This window comes from uncultured Lamprocystis sp., assembly GCF_903933125.1.
Classification (GTDB): domain Bacteria; phylum Pseudomonadota; class Gammaproteobacteria; order Chromatiales; family Chromatiaceae; genus Thiodictyon.
The window spans coordinates 1-19,643 of record NZ_CAIZIZ010000451.1 but is presented as its reverse complement, the minus strand read 5'-3'; the positions used below and the strand labels follow the sequence as shown (position 1 = coordinate 19,643).

Sequence of the window (19,643 nt, the reverse complement as noted above, 5' to 3'; positions counted from 1 at the left end):
GCGACGAGTGCCGGCTGGGATCTGCCCGGATTAATGATCGAGGCCCCTAGCGTCGCTGCATGCCCAACAGCCACAACCCCAGTTAGAGGCACCCTCCATGACCAACTCACCGTCCGCGGGTCCCGCCAACCGGCTTGCCAAGGCCACCAGTCCTTATCTCCGGCAGCACGCCCATAACCCGGTCGATTGGTGGCCTTGGTGTCCGGAGGCCCTGGCCGTGGCGCGGGAGCAGGACCGACCGATCCTGCTGTCCATCGGTTACTCGGCCTGCCATTGGTGTCATGTGATGGCCCACGAGTCGTTCGAGGACCAGGCCACCGCGGACTTGATGAACCGCCTGTTCGTGAACATCAAGGTCGACCGCGAGGAGCGGCCGGATTTGGACCGGGTCTACCAGACCGCGCATCAGTTGATGGCCCGCCGCTCCGGCGGCTGGCCGTTGACGGTCTTCCTGACCCCGGATACCCACCTGCCCATCTTTGCCGGGACCTATTTCCCGCGCGAGCCGCGGCACGGCCTGCCCGCGTTCAGCCAGCTCCTGAACGGGGTGGCACGCGCCTGGCGCGAGCAACAAGCGGCCATCAGCGCCCAGGCCGCGGACCTGACGGAAGCCCTCGGCCGGTTGGAACCCGCGGCTGACGCGGAGCTGCCGGGGACGGAGGTGCTGGACGCCGCACTGACGCAGCTCGCGGAGAGCTTCGATGAGCAAGACGGTGGTTTCGGCCGCGCGCCCAAGTTCCCTCATGCCACTAACCTGGAGTTGTTGCTGCAGCATCACGCCCGCACCATCGCGGCGGGTACGCCTGACGGGCGTTCGCTGCGGATGGCCGTCTTCACCCTGGAGCGCATGATTCGCGGCGGGATCAACGATCAGCTCGGAGGAGGTTTCTGCCGTTATTCGGTCGATGACCGCTGGGAGATCCCGCACTTCGAGAAGATGCTCTACGACAACGGCCCGCTGCTCGCCCTGTGCTGTGATGCCTACGCCGGCACCGGTGACAACCTGTTCCGCGAGGCGGCCGAGGCCACGGCGAACTGGCTGATGCGCGAGATGCAGTCACCGCAGGGCGGCTATTACTCCAGCCTGGACGCGGACAGCGAGGGCCATGAGGGACGTTTCTATGTCTGGGATCGGGAGCAGGTGAGGATCTTGCTCACCCCGGCCGAGTATGAGCCGTTCGCGATCGTCTACGGACTCGATCAACCGGCTAACTTCGAGGGCCAGTGGCATCTGCACGGATATCAGACGCCGGTCGAGGCAGCGCGGTGCCTGGGGCTGGCGTCGGCACAGGTCGCGGCCCTGCTCGCCAGTGCCCGTGCTACGCTCTTTGCCGAGCGTGAGCGGCGGGTGCGCCCCGACCGCGACGAGAAGGTGCTGACCGCCTGGAATGCACTCACCATCAAAGCCATGGCCCGGGCCGGGCGGGTGCTGGAGCGGCCGGACTATCTGGAGTCCGCGCAGGCGGCCCTGGGCTTCATCCGTCGTACGCTGTGGCAGAACGGACGCCTGCTCGCGACCTGTAAAGACGGCATCGCCCACCTGAATGCCTATCTGGACGACTATGCGAACCTGTTGGATGCCGTGCTGGAACTGCTCCAGACCCGGTGGTCCAGGGCGGACCTTGATTTTGCAGTGGCTTTGGCTGAGGTTCTGCTCGATCAGTTCCATGATACCCAGGCCGGCGGTTTCTGGTTCACCGGCCGCGACCACGAGCCGCTGATCCATCGCCCCAAACCCCTGGCAGACGAGTCACTGCCCTCCGGCAACGGCATCGCCGCTCACGCCTTACAGCGCCTGGGGCATCTGCTCGGCGAACCGCGTTACCTGGACGCCGCGACCGGAACCCTCAAACTGGCGGCCGCGGCGATCCGCGGTCTGCCTTACGCCCATGCCACCTTATTGTTGGCGCTGGACGAGTCGCTCGACCCACCCGAGATACTGATCATCCGCGCCGACGCAGACCTGCTGGATGACTGGCAAACCGCGGCCCGGCAGGGGTATCAGCCGCGGCGGATGCTGTTTGCCATCCCGACGACCGAGACCGACCTGCCCGGCGCCCTGGCCGGTCTGGTGCCGGGCGCCGGACCCCGCGCCTATCGCTGTCGCGGCACCCACTGCGCGCTGCCGCTGACGGATATCGCTGAACTGTCCGTTCAGCAGCCGTGACAGTAGTAGTCGGGTAACCCGGCGATGCGGCAGGCCTGCCGGCAGCCGCCGTTGGGAAACAAGGCTTCCAGGTGTTTGCGGGTGCAGGGGATGTGCTCCGAGATCCCGGCGCCGATGCTCTTGATGACCACCCGCGGCGAGGGGGGGATCTCATGCGTCGCGTAATAGTCACGCAGGAACTCGATCACGCGCCAATGACGCTCGGTGAGTTTCAGTCCTTCCTCGGCGGCAAGCGTCAATGCCAGGTCGCGGTCCCAGTCATCGAAGCAGGCCAGGTAACCATTTTTGTTCAGGTGGCGTCCGGCGATTTGCAGGTTGAGCATGGGTCAATCCTCCGCCCTTGTATGGGCCCGTTGTTGTTGATTCACTGATTCTGGTCGTCGGGACAGTCCGTGCCTCGCCGACGCTCGATCGGCGATTACTCAGAAGATCAGTTATTGCTTGTTTACTAACGCGATTCGTCATCCATGTCGGACCACATCGGAGCTAATCATGGCTGAATTTTTCGATCTTGTAACCGAATTCAGATCAATTAGTCTGAAAAAAGACCAGTGATTTTACGCGTGCCGCAGCGCCGCGATCGGGCAACCCGCTCCGACTCAAGGCGAGGTCTGGATATCAGGTGCGAAGGCGATGTTTATGCAATTGTTTGTTGTGGCGATAGTGACTTTGGCAGGAATCGGCTTCACGGCGATTCTTTTGGCCGCAGAGCCTGCACTCAACGCGCGGGCCGCCGCGGCCGGTCGCCAACAGGCGGCGGGAGGCTGGTTACAGCTCGAACAGGATCAGCGGGCGGTGCGCCGTCAGGCCGAACCCATGACACCACCGCAGTCGCAACAGCTTGAGATTCAGGCGCAGCAGGAACGGTTGCGGCTGCGCGGTACACTTCAGGATCAGCAGCGTGAGCGCGACCAGGCCACGCGGGCTCGACCGCGCGCCGCCGATCCCGGCACATTGCCGCCGGGGCAGGGCGCACGTGCGCTGGGGCTGCAGCTACGGCAGGCGAGGGAACTGGAAGCGCTGCGTTTACGCCGCGGACTGGACCGCGGGTTTCGGGCGCCGCCTGTGGGCGGTAGCCTCAGGGGGCCTTGATCGGAGTCCCGCCGGCCACAAGAAAGCCGGCGGCCGAGGCTTTATAGCCCTCGTACCTGATGTCCGGACAGACACTCGTGTAGGGGCGGGTTTAAAACCCGCCGCTACGTCCGGCTATCACGTCCGACAGCTATAGCGTTCGTACCTGATATCCGGACAGAGCCTTGGTGTAGGGGCGGGTTTGAAACCCGCCCCTACGTCCGGTTATCACGTCCGATGGCTATATAAACCGCGCCAGCTCCAGCAATTGTCGAGTCTGCCGGGGCCGATCCCATCCAATCACATCGCATACCGCGCTGGGCGCGGTTTAGTTCAACTGAATCCGCTGTCCCCAGGGCACCTTTGACTGACCCTTGACCAGCCAGATGACCGGGTAAGGCGGTTCCTGCTTGGGGAATTCGCCCTCGGCGTCGGTGAAGTAGACCAGCAAATCCGGCTGGATACCCGCCGTGGCCACCCACCGGAAGACCGGGACGAAGCTGGTCCCGCCGCCGCCCTGAATCGCGGTCGGGCGAACGACTTGCTCCCAGGGCTCGTAGCGGAAGGGCGCGCCCGCGCACAGGGCGGCGTCGCAGGGCAGCAGGGTCACGCGGGCGCGCACCTGGCCTTTCAGGGCGTCGATCTCATTAATGAACTCTTCCAGTTCCTGGTCTTTGATGGAGCCGGAGGTGTCGATGGCGATGATCAGGTCCAACTGCTGGCTGCGCAGGCTGGGGAGGATGAAGTCGCCCTCCCGGCGCGACGGACGGGCATAGCTGAAGTCGTCACGGGCGGTCGCACTCAGGTAGCGCGCGAGCAGCATCCGCCAGGGCAATTGCGGCTGGAGCAGGTGGTCGATCATCCGTGCGAGTTCGCCGCCGAGTTTGCCGGCCTGCATGGCCTGCTGCGCGGCGCCGGCCAGGCGCTGCTGCCACTGCACCGCGAGGGTGTCCTGTTCGTCGGGCGTCAGTGGCTGGGGCGCGCCGGCTCCGCCGCCCGGTGCGGGCTGGGCGTTGCGTGCGCCGCCCTGATCCGGCTCGCCGGCGGCGGGCTGCTGTTGCGGTGGCCGCTGGTCCAGGTCTTTTTCAGTCAAGCCGCTCTGCTGGCCGCGACCGCGCGGGTTCTGATCGTCCTGGTCGTACGCGTGGGTGTCCAGCGTCTCGGATTGATCCTGTTCGCCGATCAGCGGATAGATTTCCTCCGCCGTCATCCCCTTGTACATCGGCATGACCAAGGCCCCCGGCGGCGGCGTCAGTCCATCGGCGATCAGCAGCGGGTTGACCGCGTAGTCGCAGGCCAGATCCCAGCGGTGACGCAGGCGATGCCGACGGCGGGCGAAATGGGAGAGGGCACAATGCAGCGCTTCATGAGCGAGGATGAACTGCGTCTGATCCAGGGTCAGTGCCGCGATGTAATCGGGGTTGTAATAGAAGGCACGGGCGTCGGTGGCGGTGGTTTTGCACCAGTCCGTGGCGGCCGCGTGCATCGGCAGACGCAGCACCAAGGCTCCCAGGAACGGCTTGTCCAGGATCAACCGCGTGCGCGCCGCGGCCAGCTTGGTTTCGATGGGGGTTGGCGGCATTTCATTCAAAAAGCATGACATCCGCCACCGCCTGCGCCCAGTCGGCAAAGGCGGGCACCTCGAACACCCGGTTGCCGATGGCGCGGTGCAGGTCGGACACCAGCATGACGCCCAGTTCGCGGGCCGGGAACCGATTGGCATAGTGCAGAATGTTGCCGATGGTCTGATCGCGGCGGTCGCTGTCCTGGGCGCGGATGGCTCGGCCGACGAGGGCGGCGGCCACCGCATACTGGAGGTCGATCTCGCGCGGGACCGGCACCGGGTCGCCGTTGACGATGGCGTCCAGGTCCGGCATCTGGTCCAGGCTGTTGATGAAGGCCGTGAGTTCAATCCCGGCGGCGGGTCCGACACAGGCCTGTAAGGTCCCTTGCAGCAGTTCCGAATGGTCCTCGAACTTTTTGAGGCCGCGATGGGCGAATTCCCAGGAGCGGGGCGAGGGGAAGGCCACCGGGTTATGGGCCGGATCGAAGTCGAACAGCAACTCCGGGCGAAAGCGCAGGAAGCCGATCACCCGCTCGTCGATGCCGCTGCGATAGGCCCAGGCCACCCAGTCGTCCAAGTGGGTCTCGACCTCGAAGTGCGAGAAGCGGTTGGCCAGCGGCGCCGGCATGCTGTAAGTCACGCCGCGATCACCCTGGCGATTGCCGGCGGCGAAGATCGCCCAATGCGCCGGCACCTGGTACTCGCCCAGACGACGGTCGAGGATCAGTTGGTAGGCGGCGGCCGATACCGCCGGCGGGGCCGAGGTGATCTCATCGAGAAACAGAATGCCGGCCGGGCCGTGGCGCGCGGCATCGGGCAGCAGCGCCGGGATCGCCCACTCCACCCGGTTCTCCACCCGGAAGGGGATGCCGCGCAGATCGCTCGGCTCCATCTGCGACAGGCGGATGTCGATCAGCGGCACCTGATGGCGCCCGGCGATCTGGGCCACCATCTGGGATTTGCCGACGCCCGGCGGCCCCCACAGCATGACGGGTGTGTGGTGACCATCGGGGGTGCTCGCAAACTCGCGCTCCAGGACGCGAAGCAACAGGGCTGGACGCATGGCGGGTCTGGTTCCTCTTGGGGCCGGGGACGAACGGTCGCCAGGCACAGATAAGAGTGGGTTTGGTCTGCGGATTTCACAAGCGGACAGGACGCGGGTCGCCGCGGGCGGCGGTCGGTGTCTTGTCTTCTATTAGAAAACCGCTGTATTCTAATTGCCCTTCTCGTCCCCGCGCCCGCTCGGAGGACTGGCGGCGATCACAGGGGATTCCAAAACAAAATGCCCGGAGACCGGAAATGAACCAGTTCTACTACGATGCCGTGACCAAGATGGAACAGATGGGCGTCGATGACGAGTATATCCAGGGTTGGCAGTGTGGTTTTCTCCAGAACCCCAAGCGGGAAGAGCAGCGCCTGACCGAGGCCTATGAGGCCGGTTACAGCGACGGGGAAGAGAAGTCCACCGACAACTTCGGCGAGTGGGTCGCGGACTGAACCAGAAAAGGCGGGAGTACCCGCCTTATCTACTGTTTTAGCACACCGATGCGGTCGTCGACGCCCGATCTGCCGTCCTCAGCCAGTCCGCCCGCGCGTCTGCGCGCCCTGCTCGCGGACGACGCCTTCCTGACCATGCCCTGCTGCTTCGACGCGCTCTCGGCGCGGCTGATCGAGCAGGCAGGTTTCCCGCTGACGTTCATGAGCGGTTTCGCCGTCTCGGCGGCGCGTCTGGGTTTGCCGGACACCGGGCTCATCACCGTCACCGAGATGCTGGATCAGGGCCGCGCCATCTGTCAGGCGGTGACGCTCCCCGTCATCGGTGACGGCGATACCGGCCACGGCAACCCGGCGAACGTCCGGCGGACTCTGGAGCAGTTCGGCCTGGCCGGCTTTGCCGGGGTCATGATCGAGGATCAGCTCGCCCCCAAGCGTTGCGGTCATACCGGCGTCAAAGAGGTCGTCGGACGGCCTGCCGCGCTGGCCCGCATCCGCGCCGCGGTGGATGCTCGGGACGCCGGGGCCGGCTGCCTGATCCTGGCCCGCACCGATGCGCGCAGCGCGCTGGGACTGGACGAGGCCATCTGGCGGATGCAGGCCTTTGCCGACCTGGGTGCCGACATCCTGTTCCTGGAAGCGCCGCGCGACGTCGCCGAGATGGCGCGGTTCTGCCGGGAGGTCCCCGGAATCAAAATGGCGAACATGCTGGAGGGCGGGATCACGCCGATACTCCCGCCGGTGCGCCTGGCTGACCTGGGCTATCGCATCGCCGCCTATCCGCTCACACTGCTCGCCGCAGCCGTCGCGGCCATGCGCGACGCCCTGGGGGACCTGGCCGCCGGCCGCACCCCGCCGCGCCTGACCGACTTCGCGACCCTGCGTGCTATGCTCGGATTCGATGACTACGACCGGCTGCTCGCCGCCTACGCGGACCCTGACGGCGCGGTTTGACTCTCAATCCGGAAGGGCGCGCCATGGCTGACAAGAGCTATCTCAAAGACTTGATCCTGCTGCGAAATGATCCGTCCAAGGTGCCGCTGATCCGGGACCGGGCGCGCGCCGGGGAGATGGACGCCCAGTACGCCATGGGGCTCATCTACGCGGAGGGCCGCGGCGTGGAGATCGATCTGGCGCAGTCACACTATTGGCTGTCGCTGGCCGTGGCCCAGGGCGACCGCGACGCGGAACAGTTGCGCAACATCGTCGGCAGTCAAATGACCGATGACGAGTACGCCATCTCCAAACGGCTGCGCGCCGGACCACTGCTGGGCGCGGTCAGGGCCGATTAGGTGATTGCCGACGGGTGGGGGCGACTGAAGTCGCCCCTACAAGCGGATCCGCGGCGCGTCCAATGTCGGTGGACTTGGACCCACGCGCGCAGCCGGGCCGCATCCGCTCCTGTACCATAAGAGCGCAACCCCTGGCGGGCATCGCTCTGGTCGCAGCCCGCCCCATACACGCATCCGGGAACACACCATGACGATTGACCCCGCGCAATGGCGGCGCTTCCAGCGCCTGCGGTGGAGTACCTACGCCATCCTGATCCTGGCCTACATGCTGGTGTACTTCCACCGCATGGCCCCCGGGGTCGTGGCGAGCGAGCTGATGGCCACCTTCCAGACCAGCGGGGCGGCCTTGGGTTCGCTGGCGGCCATGTACTACTACATCTACACCGCCATGCAGATTCCCGCCGGTGTGCTGGCGGACACCCTGGGGGCACGCATCAGCGTCACCCTGGGGTGCCTGATTGCCGGGGTCGGGTCAATCCTGTTCGGGTTGGCCGAGACGTTCGCGGTTGCCTCCAGTGGCCGGTTCCTGGTGGGGCTCGGCGTCTCGGTGGTCTTCGTCGGCCTGATGCGCTCCAACACCCAATGGTTCTCTGAACGCAATTTCGGATTCCTCAGCGGCATCACCCTGCTGCTTGGAAATCTGGGCTCCATCCTGGCCGCCGGGCCGCTGGCGCTGCTGCTGGATGTCACCTCCTGGCGCGGGGTCTTCGTCGGCATCGGCGCGCTGTCGCTGTTCAATGCGCTGCTCACCTGGCTCTTCGTGCGCAGCCGGCCGGAGGACGCGGGTTTGCCCTCGGTGCGCGAACTGGAGGGTCTGGTCTCGCACCCGGAGCGTCACCGTCACTGGGTGATCGACCTGCACGGGGTGTTCGTCACCCGTGCGGTCTGGCCCAGCTTTTTTCTCATGTTCGGAATCACCGGCAGTTTCTTCGCCTTCGCCGGGCTCTGGGGCGTGCCGCTGATGCGCGACACCTTCGGGCTGGACCGCACCGCCGCCTCGCTCTATACCACCGCGGCTTTGGCCGGATTCGCCCTGGGGTGTCTGGCGATGGGCTCACTCTCCGACTGGTTGGGGCGCCGCAAGCCGGTGCTGATCGCCACCACCGCGCTCTCGGTGCTGGCCTGGCTGGCACTCATCCTCGTGCCTTGGGGCCCGGGCTGGAGCGGTTTCCTGCTCTATGCCGTACTCGGGTTCTCCGGCGGGGGCTTCGTGGTGGGTTATGCCGCGGCCAAGGAGGTGGTCGCGCCCGGCGTCGCCGGCATGGCCATCGCGCTCGTCAATACCGGGCTCTTCCTGGGCGCGGCCATCATGCAGCCGGCCTTCGGCTGGGCCATGGACCTGACCTGGGACGGCACCCTGGTCGACGGCGTGCGCCGCTATGCCCTCGGCGACTACCACAACGGCCTCTGGCTCTCCGCCGGCTTCGCCCTGCTGGGTCTGATCGCGGCGCTCTTCGTGCGGGAAACGCGGTGCCGTAATCTCACGGTGGCGGGTTGAGGATCGGCGTCGAGCGAGATAACCGCACATCAGAATCCATCCATACGAAGACACAGCGAGGTTCGGCACCGGTGCTGACAGGTGACATCAGGAATCAGGTCGACCCGAAACTGCGGCGCCACTTTTTTCCTGCGGCTGCTCAAGATCGGCGGACGGGCTTGCGTGATCGTCCCGGACGGCGTGCTGTTCGGCTCATCCAAGGCCCATCAGGCACTGCGGCGGATGCTGGTGTAGGACCACAAGCTCGATGCCGTGGTGAAACTCCCTTCCGGCGTCTTCCGCCCCTATGCCGGCGTCTCCACCGCCATCCTGTGGTTCACCAAGACCGGCGTCGGCGGCACCGATCAGGTTTGGTTCTACGACTTACAGGCCGTCGGCTACTCGCTAGACGACAAGCGCAACCCGCTCCTGCCGGCCGATAAGCTCGGCCCGACCCCGCGCGAGCCGCTGACGGACGAGGACTATGTCAAGAACAACCTGCCCGACGTCCTGCGGCGCTGGCGGGAGCGTGACGGAGCCGAGCGCGAGCGCCCGCGCACGGCACAGAGCTTCTGCGTGCCCAAGGCCGAGATCGCGGCCAGCGGAACCTATGACTTGTCGCTCAACCGGTATCGGGAGGTGGAGCATGTGCAGGTGGAGCATGATGCGCCGGCGGATATCATTCGGGAGTTGCGGGAGATCGAGCCGGAGATTTCGACCGGATTGACGCGGCTGGAGGAGATGCTGCGATAATCCGAGCAGCAAGGCGCTCGCCAGTACGCAGCGATCCGCATCATTCGGAGCCCCAGCAATGCCAGATCTGCACATCGAACTCGACATGCCTTCCCCGGTCGCCGCCGAGCTCGGTCTCACCAGCACCAACGCGGCCAGCGAAGTCCGCCGCATGCAGAAAGTTGAGCCGCCGGCTGACGAAATAGTTTTTAATGTGTTCCCGACTTTCATGGGAGGGGGTGAGCGCGGCGATCATGCCCGTTGGGGTGACGAAGGAACCCCAACGATCGGTTGCAGGTCCCGCTCGCTAGGGGAGTGCGGAACACCGGGCGCGTTGAGATCGGTTAGGCTATGAGTCTCGCCCAATGCCCTTGAGACCAGAGGTGAACCATGCGCACCGAGGAAAAGGTCATCGCCGCCCTGCGCGGACTGCCCCCCAACAGGCAGGCGGAAGTGCTCGATTTCGCGGAATTCCTCAAGGCACGCTCGCCCTCAGCGGTCGAGCCGCGGCCTTATGGCCTCTGCGCCGGCGAGATTCAGGTGTCGGATGACTTCGACACCCCCTTACCGGATTCCGAGCTCGGGCTGTTTGAGCAATTCGATGACCAGATACGCCTCTATCCGGTTACCAGTCGCTGAAGACCGGCCACGCCCATACCCCAGTTCTCGTTTCTCAAGCCAGAGTTCGCCCGGTCTACGAGCACGTGCAGCGGGCCGAGCACGGTTGGGCCGACGCAGGATGCCCAATAACCAGCAGGTTCGGTGCCTGCCCTCGCTGGGCTTCGTGCCTCAGTTCAGCCTACAGTGAATTCTTGAGCAGCCTTCTCTGACTCCCACGCTTCAGCGTGGGAGCAAGTCGCGACGCTCCAGCGTCGCGGCATAAAGGACGAGGCGCGAGACATTCGGGCCGCTGGAGCGGCCGGACTGCATGTCGATCGACTGATCGACGACTTCATCCGGGAGGTGGAGACATGGCAGAGCGAACACTGACCATCACCGTCAATGCCGATTGGCAGGGTGCCCTGCGCGTTGCTGCGCGAGAGGCATTCGGTGCGACGGCTTACCGGGGCGAAACCCTTAACTTCGAGACCCCTGGCGCCTTCTTCGGCAAGTTGACCGAGCGCCGATGGGCCTTGCTGCGCCTGCTGCAAGGGACGGAGGAGATGTCGGAGCGCGAGTTGGCGCGCCGAGCCGCTCGCGACGTGAAGCGCGTCCATGAAGACGTTTCCGCCCTCGCGGATTTGGGTCTGGTGGAACGTACGGAACGCGGCGGCATCGTCTGTCCCTTCGCCGACATCCATGTGGACATGCACCTGCGCGAGGCGGTGTAGGGCCAAGATCGCCGACTCATGTTCTGGCAGATCCGCTATGTCCGAATGCCATTAATCGCGGTCTGGTGTTCGCCTGGCCCCGAACCGTTCCGGCGGTCGAAGCAAGCAACAGCCAAACGTAAAGCGCTGAATTGTTGGGGTTCGTTCCTCACCCCAACCTACGGCATCGCGATGTTTTCGGGTTCGGAGCGAATACTTGCACAGTCTCTGGAGCGTGGGAACGAGAAGAGCTAGGATGCCGGGTTACCGGGCTGATCGCGCGGCACGTCAGCATCGAATACCGGACGATCACGATTATAACGAGATCGAGACGCGGGACGCATTCGTCGATTTGCTGCTCCAGGAGGCCGGCTGGTCACTGGATCAGGCACGGGAACGGGAGTTTCCGGTCACCGGGATGCCGAACGAGCAGGGCCAGGGCTACGTCGACTATGTGCTCTGGGGCGATGATGGCCGGCCGTTGGCGATCATCGAGGTCAAACGCAGCATCCGCCGTGTCGATGACGCTTTCGAGCTGGACTTCCTGCGCAAGGTGCTGTTGGTCATGGCGACCGGCGCGGGGAAGACCCGGACCGTGATCGCACTCATTGATCAACTCTATTGCGCCAAGAGGAGCAAATAGCCGGCGAACTGTTACGCGGCGCCGATCGTCACGGCGTCAGCGACCGCCAATTCTCGAAGAGAAAATTGGAGACACAAAGATTCCGATCAGCGATCCAGACATCGTTCGCCTCGACCGTGTCGAGCACCGCATCCAGTAACGCGCGCTCTTGGGTATGCCCATCGGGGCAGAGCACGGACGCAATGGCCAGGTCCAGTTGTGGATCAAAGACCACTAACGATTTTCCGGGCAAGGGGCCAGCGGCCGTCGCGCGCAGCGCTTTCAAGCGATGTTCGCTGGCGGCCAGGCAGTTGCCATCCAGGTATCTTCTGGATGATCTCACCAAACATAGTCGATCGGGTACGCGTGCGATGTTAAAAATCTATATATTTTTCAGTATTTTGGTAGCGCATTTAAAGGGCTGGTCGTCAGAACCTCACGAAACGCATCACGCAGCGGTTGAATATGGTCGGTCAGGAGGGATTGCCGACGGTTCGCCAGGTTGACCGTGAAGAAATAAGTCCCTTCGGGGATGCGGCAACGGCGGTAGTTGGTCATTGGCTGCCTGTTGGTTTTGTGCTGTGGGCCTTGGTTTCGGTCTTGGCTGGGGCGTTGGGGATGGGTTTCGCTGCGCTCTATCCATCCTACGAGATCTACTCAGATCAACTAGGTTTTACTCCGCCGGGCGGATTTAAACGAGGCTGGTCCGTTTTGCGCTCCGTGAGCGGTGTTCTTTGGCACGACTCTCCGGGTCGCGGCAAACTGTTGCTTGACGCCCCTGCCCAAGGTCTGGAAAATGGTGGGTTTAATTGTAGACGCAGCAGCAGGCGGTCCGGTCACCATGGGACGGCGACAGTGTCAGACGATCCCAGACGTATGCCTCCGGGCACACGCCAGGCCTGCGGCATGACCGCGGCGGCGGTTGGCTCCGGATCCGCGCGGGGTCTGTGCCCGATGTCGGTACCGGCATCAGGCGCCTGTGCCGCCGCTGCGGCCGAGTCCGAGTGTCTGGTGCGCATTCGCGGATTGCGTTTTTCCCATGGTCCGCGGGTGATTTTCGACGACGTGGACCTCGACATCCGCCGGGGGTCGGTGACCGCCGTCATGGGGCCGAGCGGGACCGGCAAGACCACGCTGCTCAAACTGATCAGCGGTCAGTTGCGGCCGGATGCCGGCACCATCGAGGTCGACGGGGAGCCGGTCCATGCGCTGCGCCAGTCGGCGCTCTTCGAGCTGCGGCGGCGGATGGGAATGTTGTTTCAGAGCGGTGCACTGCTGACCGATCTGAGTGTGTTCGACAACGTGGCTTATCCGTTGCGCGAACATCTGCGGTTGAGCCCGGCCATGGTGCGCAAGCTGGTGCTGCTCAAGCTGGAGGCCGTTGGTTTGCGCGGTGCGCGCGAGCTGAAGCCGAACGAACTGTCGGGCGGGATGGCCCGGCGGGTCGCGCTGGCGCGGGCCATCGCGCTGGATCCGATGATGATCCTCTATGACGAGCCCTTTACCGGCCAGGATCCGATCTCCATGGGCGTGCTGGTGAGTCTGATCCGGCAGCTCAACGACGCGAGCCGCCTCACCAGTATCGTGGTCTCGCACGACGTGCGCGAGACGGCGAGTATCGCGGACTACATTTATGTGATTTCCAACGGCCGGGTGATGGCGGCGGGGACGCCGGCAACGATTGCCGCGGAGCGCTCGGAGTGGGTGCGCCAGTTCATGGACGGGCTGCCGGACGGTCCGGTTCATTTTCACTACCCGGCGCCGGATCTGGCCGCCGACCTGCTGACGCGCGGGGTGGGCTAGATGGCCTTCAAGACGCTGCGCCGTGGTGTTCGCGCCATGGTGAATGCGATGTTGGATCCGGTGGCCGAATTGGGGCGCGCGGGGCTCAAGGCTCTGGCCGGGTTGGGCCGGGCGCATCTGCTGTTGCTGCATCTCCTGGCCGGCTCCGCGGAGGTGGTGTGGCGACCGCGCCTGCTGCTCGCGCAAGTGTTCAACGTCGGTGTCCTGTCTGTGCTGATCGTCGCGGTGTCCGGGCTCTTTGTGGGTATGGTACTGGCTCTGCAGGGGTTTTATGTGCTCTCCCAGTTCGGTGCGGAGGAGAGCCTGGGGGTGATGGTGGCCGCGTCCCTGGTGCGTGAACTGGGGCCGGTGGTCACGGCGCTGCTGGTGGCCGGCCGGGCGGGTTCGGCCCTGACCGCCGAAATCGGGCTCATGAAGGCCACCGAACAACTCGCGGGGCTGGAAATGATGGCGGTGGACCCGGTGCGCCGGATCCTCACGCCGCGGTTCTACGGCGGTCTGATCTCGATGCCGCTGCTGGTGGCCCTGTTCAGCGCGGTGGGCGTGCTGGGCGGGTATTTTGTCGGCGTTGGATTGCTTGGGGTCGATGACGGGGCCTTCTGGAGTCAGATGCAGTCGAAAGTGGATTTTCGTGAGGATGTGGTCAATGGGGTGATCAAGGGCCTGGTGTTCGGCGTGGTCGTCACCTGGATCGCCTTGTTCCAGGGCTACGACTCGACTCCGACCTCCGCCGGGGTGAGCCGCGCGACGACCCGCGCGGTGGTTCATGCCGCGCTGGCGGTGCTGGCGCTGGACTTTGTCCTTACCGCCCTGATGTTCGGTAACTGACCTTCGGAAACGGATTCAATGGCCAAGCAACGCAGTATCGAGATCCTGGTCGGCGCCTTCATGGCCGCCGCCCTGGTCGCCCTGTTCTTTCTGGCCATGAAGGTCAGTAACCTGGGGACCAGTCCCGCCGCCGACGGCTACCGCGTGACGGCACGCTTCGCCAACGCCGGGAGCCTCAAGGTGCGCGCTCCAGTGAATATGGCCGGCGTGCGGGTGGGGCGGGTAGAGGATATCCGTTTCGATAAAAAGACCTACGAGGCGGTGGTGACCATGCGCATCGAGAATGGCGTCGATACCATTCCGGACGACACCTTCGCCAACATTTTTACGGCCGGTTTGTTGGGGGAGCAGTACGTTGGTCTCGAACCCGGCGGCAGTGAGAATTTTGTGCGCGACGGCGACGAACTCACCCAAACGCAATCGGCGCTGATCCTCGAACAAATGATCGGTCAGTTTCTCTTCAGCAAGGCAGAGGAAGGCGGGAAATGATTGCCAGACGGTATTTTCTACTGTTTGTAACACTGATGGTGATGCTCGCGGGGCCGGTGGGCGCCGCCTCCGAGGATGCCACCGCGCTGGTCAAGCGGACCGCCGAGCGGATGCTCAGTGCACTGGAGGCGCGCCGCACCGATGTCAACCGTGATCCCGCGCTGATCTACGGCATGATCGACCAGATCCTGGCGCCGCACTTCGACTTCAAAAAGATCACCCAGGGTGCGCTCGGCCAGCATTGGCGCGCCGCCACACCAGCGCAGCAGCAGGCGTTGATGGACGGATTCAAGCAGGTCCTGGTCCGCACCTATGCGCGTTCGCTGCTCAATTACTCGGGTGAGGAAATCCGTTACCTGCCGGTGAAGCCGACCGGTAAGGACAACACGGTGATCGTACCCACCGAGGTGCGGGCGCCGGGCGCGACACCGATCCCGATCGATTACCGGATGTACAACAGCGGTGGCGGCTGGAAGGTCTTCGACGTGATCGTCAATAGCGCGAGCCTGGTCAGCAACTACCGCAGCAGTTTCTCCACCGAGATCCGACAAAACGGGATCGACGGCCTCATTACCAAGCTGGCCGAGATGAACCGCAAGGGTCAGGGGTGAGCGCTGCGGCCGACCGTCGGGTCGCGGGCGCCCGCCTGATCGCGGCGGGCGAGGGGCGTGCGCGGGTGGAGGGGGTGATGGATTTCGCCAGTGTCGCTGCGCTGCTGGTTGCGGGCGATGCGCTGTTGAAGCGCGGCGGCGACCTGGTGATCGATCTGGGAGGTGTCACCTCAGCCAACAGCGCGGGTCTGGCCTTGCTGCTGGAGTGGCTGGATTTGGCACGCTCGCGCCGGATCACGCTCAGTTACCTGAATCTGCCCGACTCATTGGCGCGTATCGCCGAACTCTCCAACCTCCAGTCACTCTTGCCGATCGCGGTCGATGGCCCCTAGCGGGCGTTGGCCGCATGCAGCCGCGGGTCTTGATCATCGTTCCGGCCAGCGCTGCTCACTTGGAGTCCAAGGCTTCAGCCTTGGCCTGCCGATCCAAGGCTGAAGCCTTGGACTCCAGTCGGCCGCCGCTTCGGCTGGCCGGAACCATGGACCGGCGATTCCAGATTCAACCCTGACCGGACGCGATTTCCTGATGGATAAACTCCTGATTACCGGCGGCACCGCATTGCGGGGCGAGGTCCGTGCCTCCGGCGCCAAGAACGCGGCACTGCCGATCCTCGCCGCCACCCTGTTGGCCGGGGGGCCGGTGACCCTGACCAATGTGCCGCGTCTGCGCGACATCGCCACGACCCTGCAGTTGCTCGGTCGCATGGGAGCCCACCTGACCCAGGATGCGGACGGGGTGGTGCGGGCCGAGCCCCACACCCTCACCAGCTTCGCCGCCCCCTATGATCTGGTGAAGACCATGCGGGCGTCGATTTTGGTGCTGGGGCCGCTGATGGCGCGCTATGGTCATGCCGACGTGTCTCTGCCGGGTGGCTGCGCCATCGGTGCCCGGCCGGTGAATCTGCACATTGAGGGCCTCAAGGCGATGGGCGCCGAGATCACGGTGGAGGGTGGTTATATCCGCGCCCGCTCGGGGCGACTGCGCGGAGCGCGGCTGATGATGGACATGGTCACCGTGACCGGCACCGAGAATCTCATGATGGCGGCGGTCCTGGCGCAGGGTGAGACGCTGATCGAGAACGCGGCCCGCGAGCCTGAGGTCATCGACCTGGCGGGCTTTTTGACCGCCATGGGGGCACGGATCGAAGGCGCGGGAACGGATCACATCCATATTCAGGGCGTGGATCGACTCGACGGGGCGCAGTATGCAGTGATGCCGGACCGCATCGAGACCGGCACCTTCCTGGTGGGCGCGGCCATGACCGGCGGCCGGGTGCGGGTCAGCAACACCCGCCCCGACTGCCTGGACGCGGTGCTGCAGAAACTGCGCGAGTGCGGTGCCCTGGTCAGCACCGGCGAGGATTGGATCGAGGTCGACATGCAGGGTCGGCGGCCGCGCGCGGTCGACATCCATACCGCCCCCCACCCGGCCTTTCCGACCGACATGCAGGCGCAGTTCTGCGCGCTGAACAGCATCGCCGAGGGGGTCGGCGTGGTCACCGAGACCGTTTTCGAGAACCGTTTCATGCATGTGCTGGAGCTTCAGCGGATGGGGGCGGATATTCGTATCGACGGCCATCTGGCGATCTGCCGCGGGGTGGAACGACTGACCGCCGCCCCGGTGATGGCGACTGATCTGCGTGCCTCGGCCGGCTTGGTGCTGGCTGGACTGGTCGCGCAGGGCGAGACGCTGGTGGATCGCATCTACCACCTGGACCGCGGATATGACAACATCGAGGCCAAACTCGCCGGACTCGGCGCCGTGATTCGGCGCACCTCCGCGGCGGCGGCCTGAGGGGAGCGAGCGCCATGGGTGAAGCGAAGGATCTTCCGGTTCAGGGTGCGGATCAGACCGGGTCGGGCAGGCCCCTGGACCTGGACGCCGACTTGACGATTGCGTTGTCGAAGGGGCGCATCTTCGATCAGACCCTGCCGCTGCTCGCACAGGCGGGTATCCACCCGCTGGAGGATCCGGAAACCAGCCGCAAGCTGATCCTGGATACCAGCAACCCGCGGGTGCGGTTTGTCATCATCCGCGCCAGCGATGTGCCGACCTATTGCGAATATGGGGCGGCTGACCTGGGGGTGGCGGGCAAGGACGTGTTGTTGGAGCACGGCGGGGAAGGGCTCTACGAACCGCTGGACCTGCGCATCGCCCGCTGTCGGCTGATGGTGGCCGGACCGCCCAGTTACCAGGTTCCGGCGTCGGGACGCCTGCGCATCGCCACCAAGTACGTGCGCAGCGCCGAGCGCTATTTTGCCGCCAAGGGGCTGCAAGTGGAGATTATCAAGCTCTACGGTTCCATGGAGCTGGCCCCCCTGGTGGGGCTGGCCGACCTGATCGTCGATCTGGTCGAGAGCGGCAACACCCTCAAGGCCAATGGGTTGGTGCCGCTGGAGCATATTTGTGACATCAGTTCCCGGCTGGTGGTCAACAAGGCTGCCTGGAAGATGAAGCATACCGCCGTCACCGCGCTGCTCGGCGTGCTGCGGCGGGCGGTGGCGGAGGGTGGGCAATGATCGGCATTCGGGCCAACGCGACTACTCGGATTTGTCCACAGATGTCACAGATGTTCACAGATGAAGAAGAACATCTGTGTCCATCTGTGTCCATCTGTGGATCAGTTTTCTTCACCAGTGCCAATGCGGAAGGTCTGGCTGGAACGATGATCCAGGTTAGGAGCCTGACCGAGTGACCGATTGTGATTACCCTGAGGGAGTAAGATCCATGACGCAGATCAGACGCCTTTCCACCGCTGACGCGGGCTTCAGCCAATCGCTGGCCGCCTTGCTGGCTTGGGATGCGGCCGCCGATGATCAGGTGCAGCAGCGGGTCGCGGCTATTATCGCGGAGGTCCGCGGTCGCGGCGATGCGGCGCTGCTGGAGCTGACGGCGCGCTTTGATCACTGGACGCCCACCAGTGCCGCGGACCTCGAGATCCCCCGCGACCGGATCGCGCAGGCCTGGGCGGTCATCCCGAGCGAGCAGCGTCAGGCCCTGGAGGCCGCCGCCGGGCGCATCCGCGCCTATGCGCAACGCCAGCGCCTCGAATCCTGGGATTTCATTGAGGCGGACGGCACCCTGCTGGGGCAGCAGATCTCGCCGCTGGATCGCGCCGGGCTCTATGTCCCCGGCGGCAAGGCGGCCTATCCCTCGTCGGTGTTGATGAATGCCATTCCGGCCAAGGTCGCCGGGGTCGGTGAGCTGATCATGGTGGTGCCCACCCCGGGCGGTGAATGGAACGATCTGGTCCTGGCCGCCGCGCACTGCGCCGGAGTGGACCGCGCTTTTGCCATCGGTGGCGCCCAGGCGATCGCGGCCCTGGCCTACGGCACCGCGTCTGTTCCTGCGGTGGATAAGATCGTCGGTCCCGGCAACATTTATGTAGCCACGGCCAAGCGGGCCGTTTTCGGGCAGGTCGGCATCGATATGATTGCCGGCCCGTCCGAGATCCTGATCCTGTGTGACGGTGCCACCGATCCGGACTGGATCGCCATGGATCTGTTCTCCCAGGCCGAACACGACGAGGATGCCCAGTCGATCCTGGTGGCCTGGGATGCTGACTTCCTGGAGCGCGTGGCCGCGAGCATCGCACGGCTGCTGCCGACCATGGAGCGGCGGGCGATCATCGCCGCGGCCCTGCGCGAGCGGGGTGCCCTGATCCTGGCGCGCGACCTGGACGACGCCATCGCGGTCGCCAATCAGATCGCCCCGGAGCACCTGGAACTCTCGGTAGCGGACCCGCAAGCGATCGTTGGTCGCATCCGGCACGCCGGCGCCATCTTCATGGGCCGCTACACGGCCGAGGCGCTGGGTGACTACTGTGCCGGGCCTAATCATGTGTTGCCGACCTCCCGGACCGCGCGCTTCTCCTCGCCGCTGGGCGTCTACGACTTCCAGAAGCGGTCGAGTCTGATCATGGCGTCCCGCGCCGGTTCCGCTGAACTCGCACACATCGCCGCGGTGCTCGCACGCGGCGAAGGTCTGACGGCGCATGCCCGCTCGGCGGAGTATCGGGCCGAGGCCGAACACCCTGTTGCGCCTTGAGGACGGTTCCAGACCGGAGTCCAAGGCTTTACCGTGAAAGTCGCGCAGCGACCCGGTGGGAGCGGCGTCCCGCCGCGATGGGGCCGGGCGTGTCGCCGCACCGTTCAAGGTCACCGCGGCACCGCATCGCGGCGGG

At 65.0% G+C, this 19,643-nt stretch carries 24 protein-coding genes and 2 pseudogenes; 19 read left to right on the top strand and 7 right to left on the bottom strand.

Annotation, left to right across the window (positions count from 1 at the left end; translation table 11 throughout):
* The first annotated feature begins 97 nt into the window (after positions 1–97).
* The gene (locus QZY03_RS24505; RefSeq protein ID WP_295585494.1) at positions 98–2,167 is read left to right on the top strand and encodes a thioredoxin domain-containing protein; all 2,070 of its coding nucleotides are present in this window, start codon (positions 98–100) and stop codon (positions 2,165–2,167) included.
* Here QZY03_RS24505 and QZY03_RS24500 read toward each other — a convergent pair.
* A complete protein-coding gene (locus QZY03_RS24500; protein ID WP_295585492.1) occupies positions 2,155–2,490 on the bottom strand; it encodes a TusE/DsrC/DsvC family sulfur relay protein in 336 nt (111 codons plus the stop codon). The two genes, QZY03_RS24505 and QZY03_RS24500, sit on opposite strands and share 13 nt — an antisense overlap.
* A gap of 316 nt (positions 2,491–2,806) precedes the next feature.
* Between QZY03_RS24500 and QZY03_RS24495 the strand changes: the two genes are divergently transcribed.
* A complete protein-coding gene (locus QZY03_RS24495) occupies positions 2,807–3,259 on the top strand; it encodes a hypothetical protein (RefSeq protein WP_295585490.1) in 453 nt (150 codons plus the stop codon).
* Between the two features lie 307 nt (positions 3,260–3,566).
* On the opposite strand, the gene QZY03_RS24490 is transcribed toward QZY03_RS24495, so the two are convergent.
* Positions 3,567–4,820 carry a VWA-like domain-containing protein gene (locus tag QZY03_RS24490; RefSeq protein ID WP_295585488.1) on the bottom strand — a complete coding sequence of 418 codons (1,254 nt, stop codon included), beginning with the start codon at positions 4,818–4,820 and terminating at the stop codon, positions 3,567–3,569.
* 1 nt (position 4,821) lies between these two features.
* Positions 4,822–5,865: an AAA family ATPase gene (locus QZY03_RS24485; protein WP_295585486.1), complete on the bottom strand. Its 1,044-nt coding sequence runs from the start codon at positions 5,863–5,865 to the stop codon at positions 4,822–4,824.
* A gap of 236 nt (positions 5,866–6,101) precedes the next feature.
* On the opposite strand from QZY03_RS24485, the gene QZY03_RS24480 reads away from it, so the two are divergent.
* The 6 genes and pseudogenes from QZY03_RS24480 to QZY03_RS24455 all read left to right on the top strand — a co-directional run.
* Complete coding sequence (locus tag QZY03_RS24480) at positions 6,102–6,299, top strand: hypothetical protein (RefSeq protein ID WP_295585484.1); 198 nt, start codon at positions 6,102–6,104, stop codon at positions 6,297–6,299.
* 48 nt (positions 6,300–6,347) lie between these two features.
* Complete coding sequence (locus tag QZY03_RS24475; RefSeq protein ID WP_295585483.1) at positions 6,348–7,250, top strand: isocitrate lyase/PEP mutase family protein; 903 nt, start codon at positions 6,348–6,350, stop codon at positions 7,248–7,250.
* 23 nt (positions 7,251–7,273) lie between these two features.
* Positions 7,274–7,588 carry a sel1 repeat family protein gene (locus QZY03_RS24470; RefSeq protein ID WP_295585481.1) on the top strand — a complete coding sequence of 105 codons (315 nt, stop codon included), beginning with the start codon at positions 7,274–7,276 and terminating at the stop codon, positions 7,586–7,588.
* 187 nt (positions 7,589–7,775) lie between these two features.
* Positions 7,776–9,086 carry an MFS transporter gene (locus tag QZY03_RS24465; protein ID WP_295585479.1) on the top strand — a complete coding sequence of 437 codons (1,311 nt, stop codon included), beginning with the start codon at positions 7,776–7,778 and terminating at the stop codon, positions 9,084–9,086.
* Positions 9,087–9,167: 81 nt separating this feature from the next.
* Positions 9,168–9,320, top strand: coding sequence for a hypothetical protein (locus QZY03_RS24460; RefSeq protein ID WP_295585478.1), 153 nt, complete (start codon positions 9,168–9,170; stop codon positions 9,318–9,320).
* A gap of 15 nt (positions 9,321–9,335) precedes the next feature.
* A pseudogene (locus tag QZY03_RS24455) lies at positions 9,336–9,818 on the top strand (N-6 DNA methylase); the annotation flags it as partial.
* A gap of 40 nt (positions 9,819–9,858) precedes the next feature.
* Here QZY03_RS24455 and QZY03_RS24450 read toward each other — a convergent pair.
* Positions 9,859–10,053, bottom strand: coding sequence for a hypothetical protein (locus tag QZY03_RS24450; protein ID WP_295585476.1), 195 nt, complete (start codon positions 10,051–10,053; stop codon positions 9,859–9,861).
* A gap of 134 nt (positions 10,054–10,187) precedes the next feature.
* Here QZY03_RS24450 and QZY03_RS24445 point away from each other — a divergent pair, with 134 nt between their 5' ends.
* A complete protein-coding gene (locus QZY03_RS24445; RefSeq protein ID WP_295585475.1) occupies positions 10,188–10,436 on the top strand; it encodes a DUF2281 domain-containing protein in 249 nt (82 codons plus the stop codon).
* 201 nt (positions 10,437–10,637) lie between these two features.
* Here QZY03_RS24445 and QZY03_RS24440 read toward each other — a convergent pair whose 3' ends face one another.
* On the bottom strand, positions 10,638–10,784 hold the full coding sequence (locus tag QZY03_RS24440) for a hypothetical protein (RefSeq protein WP_295585472.1): 147 nt from the start codon (positions 10,782–10,784) through the stop codon (positions 10,638–10,640).
* Between QZY03_RS24440 and QZY03_RS24435 the strand changes: the two genes are divergently transcribed.
* Together QZY03_RS24435 and QZY03_RS24430 are read left to right on the top strand one after the other, a co-directional pair.
* Positions 10,769–11,128: a transcriptional regulator gene (locus QZY03_RS24435; protein WP_295585471.1), complete on the top strand. Its 360-nt coding sequence runs from the start codon at positions 10,769–10,771 to the stop codon at positions 11,126–11,128. The two genes, QZY03_RS24440 and QZY03_RS24435, sit on opposite strands and share 16 nt — an antisense overlap.
* 235 nt (positions 11,129–11,363) lie before the next feature.
* Positions 11,364–11,750 carry a DEAD/DEAH box helicase family protein gene (locus QZY03_RS24430; protein ID WP_295585470.1) on the top strand — a complete coding sequence of 129 codons (387 nt, stop codon included), beginning with the start codon at positions 11,364–11,366 and terminating at the stop codon, positions 11,748–11,750.
* 28 nt (positions 11,751–11,778) lie between these two features.
* On the opposite strand, the gene QZY03_RS24425 is transcribed toward QZY03_RS24430, so the two are convergent.
* Together QZY03_RS24425 and QZY03_RS24420 are read right to left on the bottom strand one after the other, a co-directional pair.
* On the bottom strand, positions 11,779–11,964 hold the full coding sequence (locus QZY03_RS24425; RefSeq protein WP_295585469.1) for a hypothetical protein: 186 nt from the start codon (positions 11,962–11,964) through the stop codon (positions 11,779–11,781).
* Between the two features lie 197 nt (positions 11,965–12,161).
* Positions 12,162–12,287, bottom strand: a pseudogene (locus QZY03_RS24420) (transposase); the annotation flags it as partial.
* 396 nt (positions 12,288–12,683) lie between these two features.
* Here QZY03_RS24420 and QZY03_RS24415 point away from each other — a divergent pair.
* The 8 genes from QZY03_RS24415 to hisD all read left to right on the top strand — a co-directional run bounded on the left by QZY03_RS24415 (position 12,684) and on the right by hisD (position 19,507).
* Entirely contained in the window at positions 12,684–13,532 is an 849-nt protein-coding gene (locus QZY03_RS24415) for an ABC transporter ATP-binding protein (protein ID WP_295585499.1), read from the top strand.
* 48 nt (positions 13,533–13,580) lie between these two features.
* On the top strand, positions 13,581–14,360 hold the full coding sequence (gene mlaE, locus QZY03_RS24410) for a lipid asymmetry maintenance ABC transporter permease subunit MlaE (RefSeq protein WP_295585497.1): 780 nt from the start codon (positions 13,581–13,583) through the stop codon (positions 14,358–14,360).
* 18 nt (positions 14,361–14,378) lie between these two features.
* On the top strand, positions 14,379–14,849 hold the full coding sequence (gene mlaD, locus QZY03_RS24405; RefSeq protein WP_295585464.1) for an outer membrane lipid asymmetry maintenance protein MlaD: 471 nt from the start codon (positions 14,379–14,381) through the stop codon (positions 14,847–14,849).
* Positions 14,846–15,460, top strand: a complete 615-nt coding sequence (locus QZY03_RS24400) for a phospholipid-binding protein MlaC (RefSeq protein ID WP_295585462.1) — start codon at positions 14,846–14,848, stop codon at positions 15,458–15,460. The genes mlaD and QZY03_RS24400 overlap by 4 nt, the downstream gene beginning before the upstream one ends.
* Positions 15,457–15,792 carry a lipid asymmetry maintenance protein MlaB gene (locus tag QZY03_RS24395; protein ID WP_295585460.1) on the top strand — a complete coding sequence of 112 codons (336 nt, stop codon included), beginning with the start codon at positions 15,457–15,459 and terminating at the stop codon, positions 15,790–15,792. The genes QZY03_RS24400 and QZY03_RS24395 overlap by 4 nt, the downstream gene beginning before the upstream one ends.
* A gap of 193 nt (positions 15,793–15,985) precedes the next feature.
* On the top strand, positions 15,986–17,254 hold the full coding sequence (gene murA, locus QZY03_RS24390; RefSeq protein WP_295585458.1) for a UDP-N-acetylglucosamine 1-carboxyvinyltransferase: 1,269 nt from the start codon (positions 15,986–15,988) through the stop codon (positions 17,252–17,254).
* Between the two features lie 74 nt (positions 17,255–17,328).
* The gene (gene hisG / locus QZY03_RS24385) at positions 17,329–17,979 is read left to right on the top strand and encodes an ATP phosphoribosyltransferase (RefSeq protein WP_295585495.1); all 651 of its coding nucleotides are present in this window, start codon (positions 17,329–17,331) and stop codon (positions 17,977–17,979) included.
* A 208-nt stretch (positions 17,980–18,187) separates the two neighbouring features.
* A complete protein-coding gene (hisD, locus tag QZY03_RS24380) occupies positions 18,188–19,507 on the top strand; it encodes a histidinol dehydrogenase (protein ID WP_295585456.1) in 1,320 nt (439 codons plus the stop codon).
* Positions 19,508–19,643: the final 136 nt, after the last annotated feature.

Coding starts and splice junctions, on each gene's coding strand:
- mlaD (WP_295585464.1), top strand. CDS start 14,379: ATGGCCAAGCAACGCAGTATCGAGATCCTGGTCGGCGCCTTCATGGCC.
- QZY03_RS24505 (WP_295585494.1), top strand. CDS start 98: ATGACCAACTCACCGTCCGCGGGTCCCGCCAACCGGCTTGCCAAGGCC.
- QZY03_RS24415 (WP_295585499.1), top strand. CDS start 12,684: ATGTCGGTACCGGCATCAGGCGCCTGTGCCGCCGCTGCGGCCGAGTCC.
- QZY03_RS24485 (WP_295585486.1), bottom strand. CDS start 5,865: ATGCGTCCAGCCCTGTTGCTTCGCGTCCTGGAGCGCGAGTTTGCGAGC.
- QZY03_RS24450 (WP_295585476.1), bottom strand. CDS start 10,053: ATGATCGCCGCGCTCACCCCCTCCCATGAAAGTCGGGAACACATTAAA.
- QZY03_RS24480 (WP_295585484.1), top strand. CDS start 6,102: ATGAACCAGTTCTACTACGATGCCGTGACCAAGATGGAACAGATGGGC.
- QZY03_RS24500 (WP_295585492.1), bottom strand. CDS start 2,490: ATGCTCAACCTGCAAATCGCCGGACGCCACCTGAACAAAAATGGTTAC.
- QZY03_RS24470 (WP_295585481.1), top strand. CDS start 7,274: ATGGCTGACAAGAGCTATCTCAAAGACTTGATCCTGCTGCGAAATGAT.
- QZY03_RS24400 (WP_295585462.1), top strand. CDS start 14,846: ATGATTGCCAGACGGTATTTTCTACTGTTTGTAACACTGATGGTGATG.
- murA (WP_295585458.1), top strand. CDS start 15,986: ATGGATAAACTCCTGATTACCGGCGGCACCGCATTGCGGGGCGAGGTC.
- QZY03_RS24435 (WP_295585471.1), top strand. CDS start 10,769: ATGGCAGAGCGAACACTGACCATCACCGTCAATGCCGATTGGCAGGGT.
- QZY03_RS24475 (WP_295585483.1), top strand. CDS start 6,348: ATGCGGTCGTCGACGCCCGATCTGCCGTCCTCAGCCAGTCCGCCCGCG.
- QZY03_RS24465 (WP_295585479.1), top strand. CDS start 7,776: ATGACGATTGACCCCGCGCAATGGCGGCGCTTCCAGCGCCTGCGGTGG.
- QZY03_RS24490 (WP_295585488.1), bottom strand. CDS start 4,820: ATGCCGCCAACCCCCATCGAAACCAAGCTGGCCGCGGCGCGCACGCGG.
- QZY03_RS24495 (WP_295585490.1), top strand. CDS start 2,807: ATGCAATTGTTTGTTGTGGCGATAGTGACTTTGGCAGGAATCGGCTTC.
- mlaE (WP_295585497.1), top strand. CDS start 13,581: ATGTTGGATCCGGTGGCCGAATTGGGGCGCGCGGGGCTCAAGGCTCTG.
- QZY03_RS24445 (WP_295585475.1), top strand. CDS start 10,188: ATGCGCACCGAGGAAAAGGTCATCGCCGCCCTGCGCGGACTGCCCCCC.
- hisD (WP_295585456.1), top strand. CDS start 18,188: ATGACGCAGATCAGACGCCTTTCCACCGCTGACGCGGGCTTCAGCCAA.
- QZY03_RS24430 (WP_295585470.1), top strand. CDS start 11,364: ATGCCGGGTTACCGGGCTGATCGCGCGGCACGTCAGCATCGAATACCG.